General features: G+C 64.4%; 16 protein-coding genes. 10 read left to right on the forward strand and 6 right to left on the reverse strand.

All coding sequences use genetic code 11. The features are described from left to right. Positions 1–443, reverse strand: a 443-nt coding sequence (locus ACIP0B_RS25200; protein WP_400837119.1) for a filamentous hemagglutinin N-terminal domain-containing protein, incomplete at its 3' end; no start/stop codon positions are given. A gap of 459 nt (positions 444–902) precedes the next feature. Between ACIP0B_RS25200 and ACIP0B_RS25205 the strand changes: the two genes are divergently transcribed. The 3 genes from ACIP0B_RS25205 (at position 903) to ACIP0B_RS25215 (ending at position 2616) form a co-directional block, all read left to right on the forward strand. Next, entirely contained in the window at positions 903–1178 is a 276-nt protein-coding gene (locus ACIP0B_RS25205) for a hypothetical protein (RefSeq protein WP_400837122.1), read from the forward strand. Positions 1179–1422: 244 nt separating this feature from the next. Continuing rightward, a complete protein-coding gene (locus tag ACIP0B_RS25210; protein ID WP_400837125.1) occupies positions 1423–2004 on the forward strand; it encodes a C39 family peptidase in 582 nt (193 codons plus the stop codon). Between the two features lie 12 nt (positions 2005–2016). Continuing rightward, the gene (locus ACIP0B_RS25215; protein ID WP_400837128.1) at positions 2017–2616 is read left to right on the forward strand and encodes a hypothetical protein; all 600 of its coding nucleotides are present in this window, start codon (positions 2017–2019) and stop codon (positions 2614–2616) included. A gap of 53 nt (positions 2617–2669) precedes the next feature. On the opposite strand, the gene ACIP0B_RS25220 is transcribed toward ACIP0B_RS25215, so the two are convergent. Further along, positions 2670–4019, reverse strand: coding sequence for a DEAD/DEAH box helicase (locus ACIP0B_RS25220; protein ID WP_400837131.1), 1350 nt, complete (start codon positions 4017–4019; stop codon positions 2670–2672). A gap of 190 nt (positions 4020–4209) precedes the next feature. Between ACIP0B_RS25220 and ACIP0B_RS25225 the strand changes: the two genes are divergently transcribed. After that, positions 4210–5505, forward strand: a complete 1296-nt coding sequence (locus ACIP0B_RS25225) for a mechanosensitive ion channel family protein (protein WP_400837134.1) — start codon at positions 4210–4212, stop codon at positions 5503–5505. A 114-nt stretch (positions 5506–5619) separates the two neighbouring features. Here ACIP0B_RS25225 and ACIP0B_RS25230 read toward each other — a convergent pair whose 3' ends face one another. From ACIP0B_RS25230 to ACIP0B_RS25240, 3 genes are all read right to left on the reverse strand, one after another. Next, positions 5620–6486 (reverse strand): carboxylate/amino acid/amine transporter, encoded by an 867-nt coding sequence (locus ACIP0B_RS25230; protein ID WP_400837137.1) that lies wholly within the window; start codon positions 6484–6486, stop codon positions 5620–5622. 496 nt (positions 6487–6982) lie between these two features. Further along, the gene (locus tag ACIP0B_RS25235; RefSeq protein WP_400837139.1) at positions 6983–7582 is read right to left on the reverse strand and encodes an FMN-dependent NADH-azoreductase; all 600 of its coding nucleotides are present in this window, start codon (positions 7580–7582) and stop codon (positions 6983–6985) included. Positions 7583–7766: 184 nt separating this feature from the next. Next, complete coding sequence (locus tag ACIP0B_RS25240) at positions 7767–8081, reverse strand: 3-phosphoglycerate kinase (protein WP_400837142.1); 315 nt, start codon at positions 8079–8081, stop codon at positions 7767–7769. 49 nt (positions 8082–8130) lie between these two features. On the opposite strand from ACIP0B_RS25240, the gene ACIP0B_RS25245 reads away from it, so the two are divergent. The 5 genes from ACIP0B_RS25245 to aqpZ all read left to right on the forward strand — a co-directional run bounded on the left by ACIP0B_RS25245 (position 8131) and on the right by aqpZ (position 13362). Next, positions 8131–9054 carry a LysR family transcriptional regulator gene (locus ACIP0B_RS25245; protein WP_085585006.1) on the forward strand — a complete coding sequence of 308 codons (924 nt, stop codon included), beginning with the start codon at positions 8131–8133 and terminating at the stop codon, positions 9052–9054. A gap of 13 nt (positions 9055–9067) precedes the next feature. Further along, positions 9068–9871, forward strand: coding sequence for an alpha/beta fold hydrolase (locus tag ACIP0B_RS25250; RefSeq protein ID WP_400837145.1), 804 nt, complete (start codon positions 9068–9070; stop codon positions 9869–9871). Positions 9872–9874: 3 nt separating this feature from the next. Beyond that, a complete protein-coding gene (locus ACIP0B_RS25255; RefSeq protein ID WP_217893225.1) occupies positions 9875–10438 on the forward strand; it encodes a peptidylprolyl isomerase in 564 nt (187 codons plus the stop codon). A gap of 88 nt (positions 10439–10526) precedes the next feature. Beyond that, positions 10527–12359, forward strand: coding sequence for an ABC transporter ATP-binding protein (locus ACIP0B_RS25260; protein ID WP_400837149.1), 1833 nt, complete (start codon positions 10527–10529; stop codon positions 12357–12359). 307 nt (positions 12360–12666) lie between these two features. Next, on the forward strand, positions 12667–13362 hold the full coding sequence (gene aqpZ / locus ACIP0B_RS25265) for an aquaporin Z (RefSeq protein ID WP_400837151.1): 696 nt from the start codon (positions 12667–12669) through the stop codon (positions 13360–13362). A gap of 81 nt (positions 13363–13443) precedes the next feature. On the opposite strand, the gene ACIP0B_RS25270 is transcribed toward aqpZ, so the two are convergent. Further along, entirely contained in the window at positions 13444–14568 is a 1125-nt protein-coding gene (locus ACIP0B_RS25270; protein WP_400837154.1) for a GNAT family N-acetyltransferase, read from the reverse strand. A gap of 280 nt (positions 14569–14848) precedes the next feature. Between ACIP0B_RS25270 and ACIP0B_RS25275 the strand changes: the two genes are divergently transcribed. Then, on the forward strand, positions 14849–15721 hold an 873-nt coding region (locus ACIP0B_RS25275; RefSeq protein WP_400837157.1), incomplete at its 3' end, for a putative porin.

Below are 15721 nucleotides of genomic sequence, written 5' to 3' on the forward strand. Positions count from 1 at the left end.
CCCGCCACCTCGGTGTAGCCGCGCAGTTGGCTGGGGTTGCCGCTGATCACTTCGTTGAGGATCGCCTGGGCCGAACCGCTGTTCTTCAGGTTCGGGTTGCCGATGATGTGGCCGCCCAGTTGGGTGGCGGCCGTCTGGGTGGCCGCGTTGTTGAGGATCACCCCCTGCGCGCCGACGTTGTAGTCGTGGAACTGGTTGTGCGACAGGCCCGTGCCGTTGGGCGTGGCGATGTTTACGATCGGCACGCCGTTGCCGGCCTGCCCCAGGCCGGTGCCGGGGTTGGCCACCACGATCCCGTCCGCCTGCGCCCACAACGGCTGCCAGAACATGACGTTCGCCAGCAGGAACGCCATCCCGCGCTTGGGCACTCCGCAGAAAAAACCAGGCTGCGGGTTCGAAGCCTGAGGCAGACGAGCGAGAAAAGCGTACTGACGAACATCCATGTGAAGACTCTCTTTGCGGCAACCGGGGATAGGTGGACGACAAACGACAGGCAAAGCGATCCCTGCCCGGCAAAAACGAGTCAAGCCGGTTGGACAGATCAGGGGAAATAGGGATCGATGCGCGTCGCTCGAACATCCAGAGCGCCTGCCGGACAGTCCGCAGTGTCAGCCTGCGGCAATCAGTTCGATCCTTCGAAACGGCACGTTGATGTCAACATGATGGCCCCGATGTTAGGTTGCCATCATTTTGACGTCAACCGCTTGTCCTGCGCTCTTCGCACCGACCGCTCTAGGACGCACGTTTGCGACGTGAATTATTTTTTTCGATGATTTTCGCGACTGTTCGGTCATCAAAATGCGATCTTTCGCCGCACCAACGACACCATCCCCCGGCGCCCGGCACTGAACTTTTCCTTCATCTGCCCCCTCCACCGATCAACCCCGATCGAGGCCTGCGCCATGAAAAACCTGCTCAAGCTCACCCTCGCCGCCACCCTCGCCTGCGCCCTGCCCGCCTGGGCCTGCACCCCCGAAGAAGCCACCGCCAAACGCGAACAGCTGGCCCGGCAAGTCGCCCGGCTCACCGAACAGAACCCGGCCAAGGCCAAGGAAATCAACGACGAGTTGCAGAAGATGGACCTGGGCACCGCCAGCGCCGACCTGCCGGACAAGTGCCAGCTGATCGACCAGCGCCTGAAAGAGCTGAACACCGCCGAGAAGAAGGCCGAGGGCTGAGCCGCCGTCGCCTGCGAACACCTCGCGCCCCTTCCGATGCAACTGCTGGCGGTCGTCCTCAGCCCTCGATCTTGCATCAATGCATTTATTTACTTGCATTAACGCATATCCATCCTATGGTTACGTTGAGCCCGTCACCGGAACCCGCCATCGGACATGGCACCTCTTTTGCGCCGGTGGGCTCAGCGAAAACGCAATGCCTACGCAAGCCGGAGGCTTGTCTTCACTCATGGAGGAATGAACGATGTTGAACACCGAAACGACTCAAAGCCCTGCCGACGCGCTGCCCAGGTGCCTGGCCGGCCGCTTGCTCGACCCGCAGTTGGTGGAGGTCGAAGCGGCCGCCCTCGCCGCGCCGCTGGCCGCCAGCCTGAACTTCACCGTGCAGCAGCAGACCCAGACCAACTGGTGCTGGGCCGCCGCATCCGCATCGGTCGGCAACTACTACGGCACCGGTTCCTGGACCCAGTGCGCCGTGGCCAGCACCGCGCTGGACCGCAACTGCTGCAATCAGCCGGGGCCGTGCAACGTCTACGGCTACCTGGACACGGCGCTGCGGATCACCCGCAGCTACAACGGCATGAACCAGGGCTCGCTGCAGATGGCGGCCATCCAGAACCAGATCAACATGGGCCGTCCCGTCTGCCTGCGCTGTGCCTGGTACGGCGGCGGCGCGCATTTCCTGACGATCTACGGCACCAACGGCAACTACGTGCTGGTCGCGGATTCCATCTACGGCTACTCGACCCGCGCGCTGAACACGTTCCCCGGTTCCTACAACGGCGGCGGCAACTGGACCCACACTTACTTCACGGCCAAAAACTAGGAGGGCCTCGACATGCAACTGACTTATCCGAAAGCGCCCTCCAACGGCGTGCAGACCCTGCGCCCGGCCTTGCAGGCCGCGTTGCAGACCCAGGGCTTCGGCGTCAACCGCCGGTTCGCCAATGCCTCGGCAAGCAAGATCAGCCTCAGCGAGGCCTACCGCGGCTACTCGCTGACCCTGGAGGACCTGAGCCACGGCAAGGGCCTGAAGGACGCCAGGCCCGGCAACTGGCACTACCTGGTGTTTGCCGATGGCGTATCGATCGCCGACGCGCAGTTGGCCGACGTGCGCGGCCATGTCGAGTTCGCTTCGCTGAACCACGGCGACCTGGCGGCCGCCACGGTCGATGCGCTGAAGCTGGCGGAACAGTCTGCGCAGTTGCAGGGCAAGACCGTCGAACTGCGGGTGCTGTTCGTGTCGGCCCTGAGCGTCGTGGCGATCTGGCTGCACGGCAGCGGCGAGGACGTGCTGATCCCGGTCGCGCCGACGCCCAAAACCCTGGCGACCGCTCAGGTGTACGACGCCGCCGCCCTGCTGGCGCGGCTCAAGCCCGCGGCCGATCAAGCGCGGCAACACTTTGATGCGGACACCACCGGGCTGTTGGGAGGCTGACCCCAGGCAGGCATAAAAAAACCCGGACAGTGTCCGGGTTTTTCATGGGTGGCTCACTCAGCCGCAGGTTCCGGCTTGCGGCGCTTGAGCGGGGCCATGCCGTCGCTGCTCACCAGCGAATCCGGCTTCGGCCGGTTGGCGGTCTTGCGCTTGTTCGGCGTCTTGGCCGCGACTTTTTTCTTGTCGCCCTTCTTGTCGCCTTTGCCGTCGGTCTTTTTCTTCTTGGTGCCGGCGGCCTTGCCCGACGCCTTGACCTTCTTGGGCCCTGCGTAGGTGCCTTTGACTTCCTTGATGGTGCGGCGCTCGAAGCTCTGCTTGAGGTAGCGCTCGATGCTCGACATCAGGTTCCAGTCGCCGTGGCAGATCAGCGAGATCGCCAGGCCTTCGGCGCCGGCGCGGCCGGTGCGGCCGATGCGGTGCACGTATTCGTCGCCGCTGCGCGGCATGTCGAAGTTGATCACCAGGTCCAGGCCGTCGACGTCCAGGCCACGGGCCGCCACGTCGGTGGCCACCAGGATCTTGACGCTGCCCTGCTTGAGGCGGTCGATCGCCAGTTTGCGGTCTTTCTGGTCCTTCTCGCCGTGCAGCACGAACGCCTTGTAGTCCTGGGCGACCAGACGGCCGTAGATGCGGTCGGCCATGACCCGGGTGTTGGTGAAGATGATGGCCTTGGCGTAGGTCTCGTTGGCCAGCAGCCAGTTGACGATCTGCTCTTTGTGCTGGTTGTGGTCGGCGGTGATGATCTGCTGACGGGTGGTTTCGTTCAGCTGGCTGACCGCGTTGAGCTGCAGGTGCTGAGGGTCGTTCAGCACTTTGGCGACCATCTCGCGCAGGCCGGAACCGCCGGTGGTGGCGGAGAACAGCATGGTCTGCTGACGGTTCGGGCATTCGTCGACCAGACGCTGGACGTCGTCGGCGAAGCCCATGTCGAGCATGCGGTCGGCTTCATCGAGCACCAGCACTTCGACGTCCTTGAGGTCGAGGTTGCCGGCGTTGAGCTGTTCGATCAGGCGGCCCGGGGTGCCGATCAGGATGTCCGGCACCTTGCGCAGCATCGCGGCCTGCACCTTGAAGTCTTCGCCGCCGGTGATCAGGCCGGACTTGATGAAGGTGAACTGCGAGAAGCGCTCGACCTCCTTCAGGGTCTGCTGGGCCAGTTCGCGGGTCGGCAGCAGGATCAGGGTCTTGATGCTGACGCGGATCTTGGCCGGGCCGATCAGGCGGTTGAGGATCGGCAGGACGAACGCGGCGGTCTTGCCGCTGCCGGTCTGCGCCGTCACCCGCAGGTCACGCCCCTGGAGCGCCAGCGGAATGGCCGCGGCTTGCACAGGCGTTGGCTCGACAAATTTCAGCTCGTCCACGGCTTTGAGCAAACGTTCGTGCAGGGCGAATTGGGAAAACACGGGGGCGACCTCGAAGATGGGCAAAAAACAGCTGCATAGGTTACCGGTTTCGAGCGCTCAGGCCGAGTTTCTTTGTACAAACGGTGGCAAACAGTGGCTTTTTTGTTGCCTGATTTGTCTCCAACGGTAATACACAGCGTCTTGAATGCTCTAATCGTCCCTCGCGCCCTACAGAAGAATCGCCTCGCCCATGGATTTCAAACAGCTCTGGCTCAACGCCCAAGACCTCTTCGGCGCCCTCGAACAGCACCCGATCCTGCACGCCGGCCTGGCCCTGGCGCTGCTGCTGGTGATCGCCCTGGTGCTCGGACGGGTGGCGCGCTACCTGATCCTGCACGCCAGCCGCATGCTCGGGCGCCAGCCGGCGCTGCACTGGATCAACGATTTCCGCCACAACAAGGTGTTCCAGCGCCTGGCCCAGATGACGCCGTCGCTGGTGATCCAGTTCGGCCTGCACCTGGTGCCGGAACTGAGCAAGACCGCGATGGTGTTCCTGGGCAACGTCGCCCTGGCGTTCACCATCCTGTTCCTGATGCTGGCGGTCAGCGCCCTGCTCAACGCGCTGCTGGACATCTACGCGCGCACCGAACACGCCCGCACCCGCTCGATCAAGGGTTACGTGCAACTGGCGAAAATGGTCTTGTACGTGTTCGGCGCGATCATCATCGTCGCCACCCTGATCGACCGTTCGCCGCTGTTGCTGCTGTCCGGTCTGGGTGCGATGTCGGCGGTGATCCTGTTGGTCTACAAGGACACTTTGCTGTCGTTCGTCGCCAGCGTGCAGTTGACCAGCAACGACATGCTGCGGGTCGGCGACTGGATCGAAATGCCCCAGGTCGGCGCGGACGGCGATGTGGTGGACATCACCTTGCATACGGTCAAGGTGCAGAACTTCGACAAGACCATCGTCTCGATCCCGACCTGGCGGCTGATGTCCGAGTCATTCCGCAACTGGCGCGGCATGCAGCAGTCCGGCGGGCGGCGGATCAAGCGCAGCCTGTTCATCGACGCCAGCGGCGTGCGCTTCATCCGTGACGACGAAGAGGCGAAGCTGGCCCAGGTGCACCTGCTGACCGACTACATGACCCGCAAGAAAGCCGAACTCAAGGCCTGGAACGAGGCCCAGGGCAACGTCGCGATGTCGGCCAACCGCCGGCGCATGACCAACATCGGCACGTTCCGCGCCTACGCGCTGGCCTACCTGAAGAGCCATGCGGAGGTGCAGCCGAACATGACCTGCATGGTGCGCCAGATGCAGACCACCGCCCACGGCATTCCGCTGGAGATCTACTGCTTCACCCGCACCACGGTGTGGGCCGACTACGAGCGGATCCAGGGGGACATTTTCGATTACCTGCTGGCGGTGATGCCGGAGTTTGGGCTGAGTCTGTATCAGCAGCCAAGCGGCGGGGATTTGCGGGCGGGGTTGCTGCCGGCGGTGCTGGGCTCGGCCAGCCTTCCAGAGGCCGACAAGCACGTGATGTGACCCGTGGCGAGGGCGCTTGCTCCCGCTCCAGCGCGCAGCGCCGGCAAGCCCTTCGCCCGGGGCTGCTGCGCCCCCCGGCGGGAGCAAGCTCCCTCGCCACAAGAGATCGCAGGGTCAGGCGGCAGCCGTCTCTCTACGCACGCCCAACCGGCTGATCCACACCGCCGCCAGGATCACCGCGCCACCGAGGAACAAGCGGCCCAGGTCCTCGTGCCGGTTCCAGATCAGCAGGTTCAGCAGCAACCCCACCGGCACATGCAGGTTGTTCATCACCGCCAGGGTGCCGCCATTGACCAGGCAGGCGCCCTTGTTCCACCAGTACAGCCCCAGCGCAGTCGCGACCAGGCCCAGGAACACCAGCACGCCCCATTGCAGCGGTGCGTCGGGCAGGAAGTCGGCTTTGCCGAACAGCAGGAACGCCGGCAGCACCACCGCCAGCGCGCCGAGGTAGAAGAAGCCGAAGCGCCGGTAGTGCGGCAGGTCGCTGGGGTGTTTCGCCACCAGGTGCTTGTACAGCACCTGTCCGGCGGCGTAGGTGAAGTTGGCCAACTGCAGCAGCAGAAAGCCCATGAAGAAGTCCGGGTTGATCCGGTCGAAGCGGATCACCGCCGCACCGGCCACCGCCACCAGCGCCGCGATCAGCGCCCAGGGGTTGAAGCGCCGGTTCAGGGCGTCTTCGATCAGGGTCACGTGCAGCGGCGTGAGGATGGTGAACAGCAGCACCTCCGGCACCGTCAGCACGCGGAAGCTCAGGTACAGGCACACGTAGGTGATGCCGAACTGCAGCGCGCCGATCAGCAGCATGCCGCGCATGAACGCAGGCGCCACCGAACGCCAGCGGGTCAGCGGGATGAACACAAGCCCGGCCAGCAGCACCCGCACCAGCACCGCGAAGTAGCTGTCGACGTGACCGGCCAGGTATTCGCCGATCAGATTGAAGGAAAACGCCTGGATCAGCGTGACAAAAAGTAGATAGCCCATGCTCGCCTCGATTTCGGATGGCGGCGACGATAGCGTTTTTTGCCCCGGGCCGCGAATCCCGAACCCGCACAAAACCTTGTGGGAACCTGCTGACGATGGCGTCTGCTCCGGCCTCATCGCTTGCAGGGCAAGCTCCCACAGGTTTCTGTGGTGAACACAGAGACTGCATTCAGTCGAGATTCCCTGTGGGAGCCAGCCTGCTGGCGATGGCGTCTGCTCCGGCCTCATCGCTTGCAGGCAAGCTCCCACAGGTTACTGTGGTGAACACAGAGACTGCACTCAGTCGAGATTCCCTGTGGGAGCCAGCCTGCTGGCGATTGCGCCTGCTGGCGAACCGCAAAAACCGCAGGCAAAAAAAAGCCCGATCTCGCTAAAGCGTTCAATCGGGCTACAGCACTCAGGAGCACAAGTGCAAAGGGAGGTTCGATGCGCGTGGAGCCTTGAAGGGTTGCGCCGGATCAATAGACCACCTGGGGATTATCCGGCGATTAACGGCTCAGGCGACCTGGGCCAGTTTGGCGTTGGCCTGGTTCAGGCCCTTTTCCTGGAAGTCGCCGCCCAGGTTCATGCCTTCGGCGTGGATGAAGGTCACGTCGTGGATGCCGATGAAGCCCATCACCTGGCGCAGGTACGGTTCCTGGTGGTCGGCAGGGCCGCCGGCGTAGACGCCGCCGCGGGCGGTCAGGACGAAGGCGCGCTTGCCGCTGAGCAGGCCCTGGGGACCGGTTTCGGTGTACTTGAAGGTCACGCCGGCGCGCAGCACGTGGTCGAGCCAGGCCTTGAGGGTGCTCGGGATCGCGAAGTTGTACATCGGCGCGGCCATCACCAGCACGTCGGCGGCCAGCAGTTCGTCGGTCAGCGCGTTGGAGCGCTCCAGCGACGCCTGTTCGCTGGCGTTGCGCTGATCGGCGGGTTTCATCCAGCCGCCCAGCAGGTTGATGTCCAGGTGCGGCACCGGGTTCACGGCGAGGTCGCGCACGGTGATCTGATCGTCGGGATGCGCGGATTTCCACTGACTGACGAAGGTCTGGGTCAGTTGACGGGAAACCGAGTCTTGCTGGCGGGCACTGCTTTCGATGATCAGAACGCGGGACATGGTGTGTAGCCTCCATCCGAGAATGTTGTAAGTCGATGGAGTGAAGCTTAAGCAGTGTCACATCGATGAAAAAGCGCAAATATCTGCTGTAATGCATCGATAAATTCGTTTATAAGCTCCCGCAAGGGGGGAGCTTTCCCAGGGGAACTTCCTTAAGGGAAGCTCCCGCAGAGGAAGACCGGCGCTACTTCGCAGTGCAGCTCAGCTGGATGCGCAGCTTGATGATGGTGCGGGTGAACTTGGCCGTGGCGTTCTTGTGCTTGCCGGCGGCCACGTCGATGTTGCGGGTGCGCGGCGCCTCCGGGCCGTTGATGAAGCGCACCTTGCAGGTCGCGTCGACGTCGCCGTAGTTGTTCACCTGAATGGAGCCGATGTCGTTGTCGGTGTCGTAGGTGTTGTAGTCGATCTTCAGGCCGTTGAGGTCCTTCTCCACCTCGATCGGGTACGCAAACGCCGTCAGCGGCAGCAGCGCCAGCAACACACAACAGAATTTTTTCATTCGGCAGTCTCCAATGGGGACGGCCAGCTTAGGACAAGAGGAGCTATTGATGAAAGCGCCCCGCGTGACCCTTGATCAATGGCGCACGTTGCAGGCCGTGGTCGACCACGGCGGATTCGCCCAGGCCGCCGAGGCCCTGCACCGTTCGCAGTCGTCGGTGAGCTACACCGTCGCGCGCATGCAGGACCAGCTCGGCGTGCCGCTGCTGCGCATCGACGGGCGCAAGGCGGTGCTCACCGAGGCCGGCGGCGTGCTGCTGCGCCGTTCGCGGCAACTGGTCAAGCAGGCCAGCCAACTGGAAGACCTCGCCCATCACATGGAGCAAGGCTGGGAGGCGGAAGTGCGCCTGGTGGTGGACGCCGCCTACCCCACCGCCCGCCTGGTCCGCGCCCTGACGGCGTTCATGCCGCAGAGCCGCGGCTGCCGCGTGCGCCTGCGCGAGGAAGTGCTGTCGGGCGTCGAGGAAGTGCTGCTCGAAGGCGTGGCCGACCTGGCCATCACCGGCTTCAGCATTCCCGGCTACCTGGGCACGGAATTGAGCGACGTCGAGTTCGTCGCCGTCGCGCACCCGGAACATGCGCTGCACCGCCTGAACCGGGAACTGAGCTTCCAGGACCTGGAAAGCCAGATGCAGGTGGTGATCCGCGACTCCGGCCGCCAGCAGCCGCGGGACGTCGGCTGGCTCGGCGCCGAGCAGCGCTGGACCGTCGGCAGCCTGGCCACCGCCGCGACGTTCGTCGGCAGCGGGCTGGGTTTTGCCTGGTTGCCGCGGCACATGATCGAACGGGAACTGAAGGAAGGCGTGCTCAAGCTGCTACCGTTGGACAAGGGCGGCAGCCGCAATCCGAGCTTCTATCTGTATTCGAACAAGGAAAAACCGCTGGGCCCGGCTTCGCAGATTCTCGTCGAACTGCTGCGCACCTTCGACACCTTGCCGCTGGACGCACCGTTCGCCGCCCCCGAACAAGCCTGACACGGAGTCCCCGATGGCCTATTTCGAGCATGAAGGCTGCAACCTGCACTACGAGGAGTACGGCCACGGCGCGCCGCTGCTGCTGGTTCACGGGCTCGGTTCCAGCACCCTGGACTGGGAAATGCAGATCCCTGCGCTGTCGGCGCACTACCGGGTGATCGTCCCGGACGTGCGTGGCCACGGCCGCTCGGACAAGCCCCGGGAACGCTACAGCATCGCCGGCTTCAGCGCCGACCTGCTGGCGCTGATCGAGCACCTGAACCTTGAGGCGGTGCATTACGTCGGCCTGTCCATGGGCGGGATGATCGGCTTCCAGTTCGCCGTCGATCAGCCGCAACGGCTCAAGAGCCTGACCATCGTCAACAGCGCCCCGCAGGTCAAGTTGCGCAGCCGCGACGATTGGTGGCAGTGGTTCAAGCGCTGGAGCCTGATGCGCGTGCTCAGCCTCGCCACCATCGGCAAGGCCCTGGGGGCCAAACTGTTTCCGAAACCGGAGCAGGCGGATTTGCGACAGAAGATGGCCGAGCGCTGGGCAAAGAACGACAAACGTGCTTATCTCGCCAGCTTCGATGCCATCGTCGGCTGGGGCGTTCAGGAACGACTGTCGAAGGTCACCTGTCCAACCCTCGTCGTCAGCGCCGACCGGGACTACACCCCCGTCTCGCTGAAAGAAACCTATGTGAGACTGCTGCCCGATGCGCGGCTGGCGGTGATCGCCGATTCGCGCCACGCCACCCCGCTCGACCAGCCCGAACGCTTCAATCAAACGCTGCTGGCGTTTCTCGCCACAGCCGACAACCACCCTCAGGACCTCTGACCCATGCTGAAGAAAATCGCCCTCGCCGCCGGCTCCGTGCTGTTCGCCGCCAACCTGATGGCGGCCACCCCGGCCAAGGCACCGCACGTGCTGCTGGACACCTCCAACGGCCAGATCGAGATCGAACTGGATCCGGTCAAGGCGCCGGTCACCACCAAGAACTTCCTTGAGTACGTCGACAGCGGCTTCTACACCAACACGATCTTCCACCGCGTGATCCCGGGCTTCATGGCCCAGGGCGGCGGCTTCACCCAGCAGATGCAGCAGAAGGACACCAAGGCCCCGATCAAGAACGAGGCGAGCAACGGCCTGCACAACGTGCGCGGCACCCTGTCGATGGCGCGCACCTCCGACCCGAACTCGGCCACCAGCCAGTTCTTCATCAACGTGGCCGACAACGCCTTCCTCGATCCGGGCCGCGACGCCGGCTACGCCGTGTTCGCCAAGGTGGTCAAGGGCATGGACGTGGTCGACATCATCGTCAACTCCCGCACCACCACCAAACAAGGCATGCAGAACGTGCCGGTCGACCCTGTGATCATCAAGTCGGCCAAGCGCATCGACTAAGCTGTACAGGGCATGACGAGCGGCCGCCATTCACGGCGCGCCGCTCATACCGATAAAAGGAGAGCCCGCACGCCGGGCGAGTTATCCGATGCTCTATCGCCGTTTCGAACAACTGATCGACATCTTCCGCGACGCCCCCACGGCGGCCCCGCCGAACCGCGTCCTGCCCTTCTACACCTATTACCTGAAGCAGGTCTGGCCGAGCTTCGCCGCCCTGCTGATCATCGGCCTGTTCGGCGCACTGATCGAAGTGGCGCTGTTCAGTTACCTGAGCCGCATCATCGACCTTGCCCAAGGCACGCCGAACGTCGATTTCTTCAGGATCCACGGCGCCGAGCTGGCCTGGATGGCCGTGGTGGCGCTGCTCCTGCGCCCGCTGTTCCTGGCCCTGCACGACATGCTGGTGCACCAGACCCTGAGCCCGAGCATGACCAGCATGATCCGCTGGCAGAACCACAGCTACGTGCTCAAGCAGAGCCTGAACTTCTTCCAGAACGACTTCGCCGGCCGCATCGCCCAGCGCATCATGCAGACCGGCAACTCGCTGCGCGACTCCGCCGTGCAGGCGGTGGACGCGCTGTGGCACGTGGTGATCTACGCGATCAGTTCGCTGGTGCTGTTCGCCGAGGCCGACTGGCGCCTGATGATCCCGCTGCTGACGTGGATCGCCGCCTACATCGGCGCGCTCTACTACTTCGTGCCCAGGGTCAAGGACCGCGCGGTGGCAGCCTCCGACGCACGCTCCAAGCTGATGGGGCGGATCGTCGACGGCTACACCAACATCGCGACCCTCAAGCTGTTCGCCCACACCAACTTCGAGCAGCACTACGCCCGCGAAGCCATCCAGGAACAGACCGAAAAAGCCCAGCTGGCCGGCCGCGTGGTCACCAGCATGGACGTGGCCATCACCACCATGAACGGCCTGCTGATCGTCGGCACCACGGCGCTGGCCCTGTGGCTATGGACGCAGTCGCTGATCACGGTCGGCGCGATCGCCCTGGCCACCGGCCTTGTGATCCGCATCGTCAACATGTCCGGCTGGATCATGTGGGTGGTCACCGGCATCTTCGAAAACATCGGCATGGTGCAGGACGGCCTGCAGACCATCTCGCAGCCGGTCAGCGTCACCGACCAGGCCCAGGCCAAGCCGCTGGAGGTGGCCCGCGGCGAGGTGCGCTTCGAGCATGTGGACTTCCACTACGGCAAGAAGAAAAGCATCATCGGCGACCTCAACCTGACCATCCGCCCCGGCGAGAAGATCGGCCTGATCGGGCCGTCCGGCGCGGGCAAGTCGACGCTGGTCAACCTGCTGCTGCGCCTGTACGACGTCGAGGCCGGGCGCATCCTGATCGACGGCCAGGACATCGCCCAAGTCGGCCAGGAAAGCCTGCGCGCACGGATCGGCATGATCACCCAGGACACCTCGCTGCTGCACCGCTCGATCCGCGACAACCTGCTCTACGGCAAACCCGACGCCACCGACGAAGAGCTCTGGGAAGCGGTGCGCAAGGCCCGGGCCGACGAGTTCATTCCGTTGCTGTCCGACGCCGAGGGACGCACCGGGTTCGACGCCCATGTCGGGGAGCGCGGCGTCAAGCTGTCCGGCGGCCAGCGCCAGCGCATCGCGATCGCCCGTGTCCTGCTCAAGGACGCGCCGATCCTGATCATGGACGAAGCGACCTCGGCGCTGGATTCGGAGGTCGAGGCCGCGATCCAGGAAAGCCTGGAGACCCTGATGCGGGGCAAGACCGTGATCGCCATCGCCCACCGCCTCTCGACCATCGCCCGGATGGACCGGCTGGTGGTGCTGGAGAACGGCAGGATCGCCGAAAGCGGCAGCCATGCCGAACTGCTGGCCCATGGCGGCCTGTATGCGCGGTTGTGGCGTCACCAGACGGGCGGGTTCGTCGGCATCGACTGATCGCGCAAGCCCTGCGGTCCCTCGGGAGCGGGCCTGCCCGCTGCGAGGGTGTGTCAGTCACCCTCATTGCTGTCAGACACACCGCCGTCGCAGGCAGGCTCGCTCCCACAGGGAATCGCGTTGTCCAAACCCGCCAAAAACCGGCAGAGCCCGCCAACCACGGGCCCTGCCGGTTTTTTCACGCCCGCTGGAAATCCGCGCAAACCCTGCTGTACTCAGCCAAGGCTCCGGCGTGGAACCTGTCGTAAATCTGCAAGGACTCACCACCCGCTTCAGTCTCGATAGCACGTCTATCAAGGACATTCCCATGTCTCTGTTCAAGCGTTCGGTCACGGAGTTGTTAGGTACGTTCTGGCTGGTCCTGGGCGGTTGCGGCAGCGCGGTGATCGCCGCGTCCTCGCCCACCGGCATCGGTGTGCTGGGGGTGGCCCTGGCCTTCGGCCTGACGGTGCTGACCATGGCGTTCGCCATCGGCCACATCAGCGGCTGCCATCTCAACCCGGCCGTGTCGGTGGGCCTGACCGTCGGCGGCCGGTTCCCGGCCAAGGAGCTGCCCGCCTACATCATTGCCCAGGTGATCGGCGCCATCATCGCGGCGGCCCTGATCGCCTGGATCGCCAACGGCAAGGAAGGCTTCGACATCGCCGGCGGCCTGGCCTCCAACGGCTACGGCGAGCATTCTCCGGGCAAATACTCGATGGCCGCCGGGTTCGTCACCGAGCTGGTGATGACCGCCATGTTCGTGGTGGTCATCCTCGGCGCCACCGACCGGCGCGCCCCGGCGGGCCTGGCGCCGATCGCCATCGGCCTGGCCCTGACCCTCATCCACCTGATCTCGATTCCGGTCACCAACACTTCGGTGAACCCGGCCCGCAGCACGGGGCCGGCGCTGATGGTGGGCGGCTGGGCCATCGCGCAACTGTGGATGTTCTGGGTGGCGCCGCTGCTGGGGGCGGTGGTCGGCGGCGGACTCTACCGTTGGCTGGGCAGCGAAGACACATAGCCTCTACCCTGCTGCCTTGGCTGACGCCATCGCCAGCAGGCTGGCTCCCACAGTGGTTCTGGTCATTCAGAATTGTGGGAGCTAGGCCTGGCGGTAGGGCAAGGCTGCCCGCGCCTCTTCGGCATAGGCCTGCACCCCGGCGCGCTCCTGGTGCAGGAAGTCCTTCACGGCCGCCTTCAGGCCGGGATGGCGCAGGTAATGCCAGGATCGGGTGATCACCGGTTCGAAGCCGCGAATCAGCTTGTGCTCGCCCTGGGCGCCGGCGTCGAAGCGCTGATACCCCTCGGCGATGGCGTAGTCCATGCCCTGGTAGAAACAGGTCTCGAAATGCAGGCGGTCGAACTCCGCCAGGCATCCCCAGTATCGGCCATAGAAGCTGTCGCCCCCGACCAGGCTGAAGGCCATCGCCACCGGTCTTGAACCCTGTTTGGCCAGCACCACGCGGATGGCCTCGGGCATGCGTTCGGCCAGCAGGCTGAAGAACGCCCGTGTCAGGTACGGCGTCTGTCGCCGCACGGCGTAGGTGTTGGCGTAGCAGGCGTAGACGAAATCCCATTGCGCCTCGTCCAGCTCACGCCCCTCCAGCCATTGGAAGGTGAAGCCCTGCCCCGCCACCTGCTCGCGCTCCTTGCGCATCTGCTTGCGCTTGCGCGAACTGAGCCCGTCGAGAAAGTCCTGGAAATCCCGGTAGCCGCGGTTCTGCCAGTGGTACTGGCAGCCGATGCGCTGCAGCCAGCCCGGCTGTTCGGCCATGGCCGCGTCGGTGAACGGGTCGGTGAAGTTGATGTGGGCGCTGGACAGTCCCTCGATCTCCAGGTAGCCCGGCAGGCTCTTGAGCAGTTCGAAGCCGTCCTCGACCGACGCCGCCAGCAGCCGCGGGCCGCTGACCGGGCTGAACGGCACGGCGACCAGCAGCTTGGGGTAGTAGTCGATGCCGGCCCTGGCACAGGCGTCGGCCCAGCCATGATCGAACACGTACTCGCCATAGGAATGCCATTTCCGGTAAGCGGGCAACGCCGCGATCAATCGATCGTTTTCGACGTGCAGCAGGTGCTCCGCCCGCCAGCCCGTGTGCGCGCCGACGCTGCCGCTGTCCTCCAGCGCAGCGAGGAACCCGTGGCGCAGGAACGGCTGGTTCTGCGGCACCAGCACGTCCCAGTCGGCGGATGCGATTTGCGACAGTTCATGCAGGCGTTGCAGCGGCATTTTCCTCTCCGGTTCCGGGCGTGGCAGCCCGCCGAGTATCGCCGATCGGCCTGTCGTTGCACACGGTCAAATCGGCGACAGCGCTCTGGATCAATAGTTCAGGACGGTTTTGTATCGTCACGAACCTGCCATCACCGTGCCACTGCTCTGTCATAAACCGTCGCGATACTGGCGCCTGTTTTTAGAGCGCCGGGTTCTACCCGGACACTGTTTTCCGACCTTAAAACCGTCGGTTGTGCCCAGGATGGCTTCGCCATCCCTCTCATCTTCGGAGATTGCTATGCGTCTTGCTTCCACGAAAACTGCGGCGGCCCTATGCGGTGGCCTGTTGCTGGCCATGAGTGTTCCGGCCAGTGCCGCGGTCGACGCCAAACTGCTCGACATGCTCAAGGCCAACGGTTCGATCACCCAGGCGCAGTACGTCGAACTGCAGACCGAGCTGGCCAAGGATCAGAAGGCCCAGCAAATCGCCCAGCAGGCGCAGCAAGAGACCAACGAACAAGTGGCCGCCGTCGCGAAGAAGGCCAACGAACAGAGCGCCTTCGACCAGAAGCTGGCCTGGGCCGCCAAGACCCAGTTCAAGGGTGACGTGCGCATCCGCCAGGAAACCGTCAAGATCGACGGCGAATCGAACAACGGCGGCCGCGACAAGGACCGTCAGCGCATCCGTGCCCGCCTGGGCGCCTACAGCGAAATCAACCCGCAAGTGGACACCGGCATCCGCATCGCCACCGGCGGCGGCGACGACGCCCGCTCCACCAACCAGGACATGGACAACTACTTCGACAAGAAGCAGATCTGGCTGGACCTGGGCTACATCGACTACCACCCGGACGCCATCAAGAACCTGCACGTGATCGGCGGCAAGATGCTGCAGCCGTGGGTCAGCATGGGCGACGTGATCTGGGACAGCGACATCAACCCCGAAGGCCTGGCCGTCACCTACAAGTACCCGCTGGGCAGCAGCGCCGAACTGTTCGGCAGCCTGGGCAACTACACCCTCAAGGACAACGTCGACGGCGAAGGCGTGCAGTTCCGCCACGACCTGCGCCTGACCGCCGGCCAACTGGGCAGCCGCTTCGCCATCACCGACAACCTGAAACTGACCCTGGGCGGCAGCGTGTACGCCTACCAGAACGACGAAGACAGCCGC

It is taken from the genome of Pseudomonas sp. NPDC089534 (assembly GCF_044749305.1).
GTDB classification, from domain to species: Bacteria; Pseudomonadota; Gammaproteobacteria; order Pseudomonadales; family Pseudomonadaceae; genus Aquipseudomonas; species Aquipseudomonas ekonensis.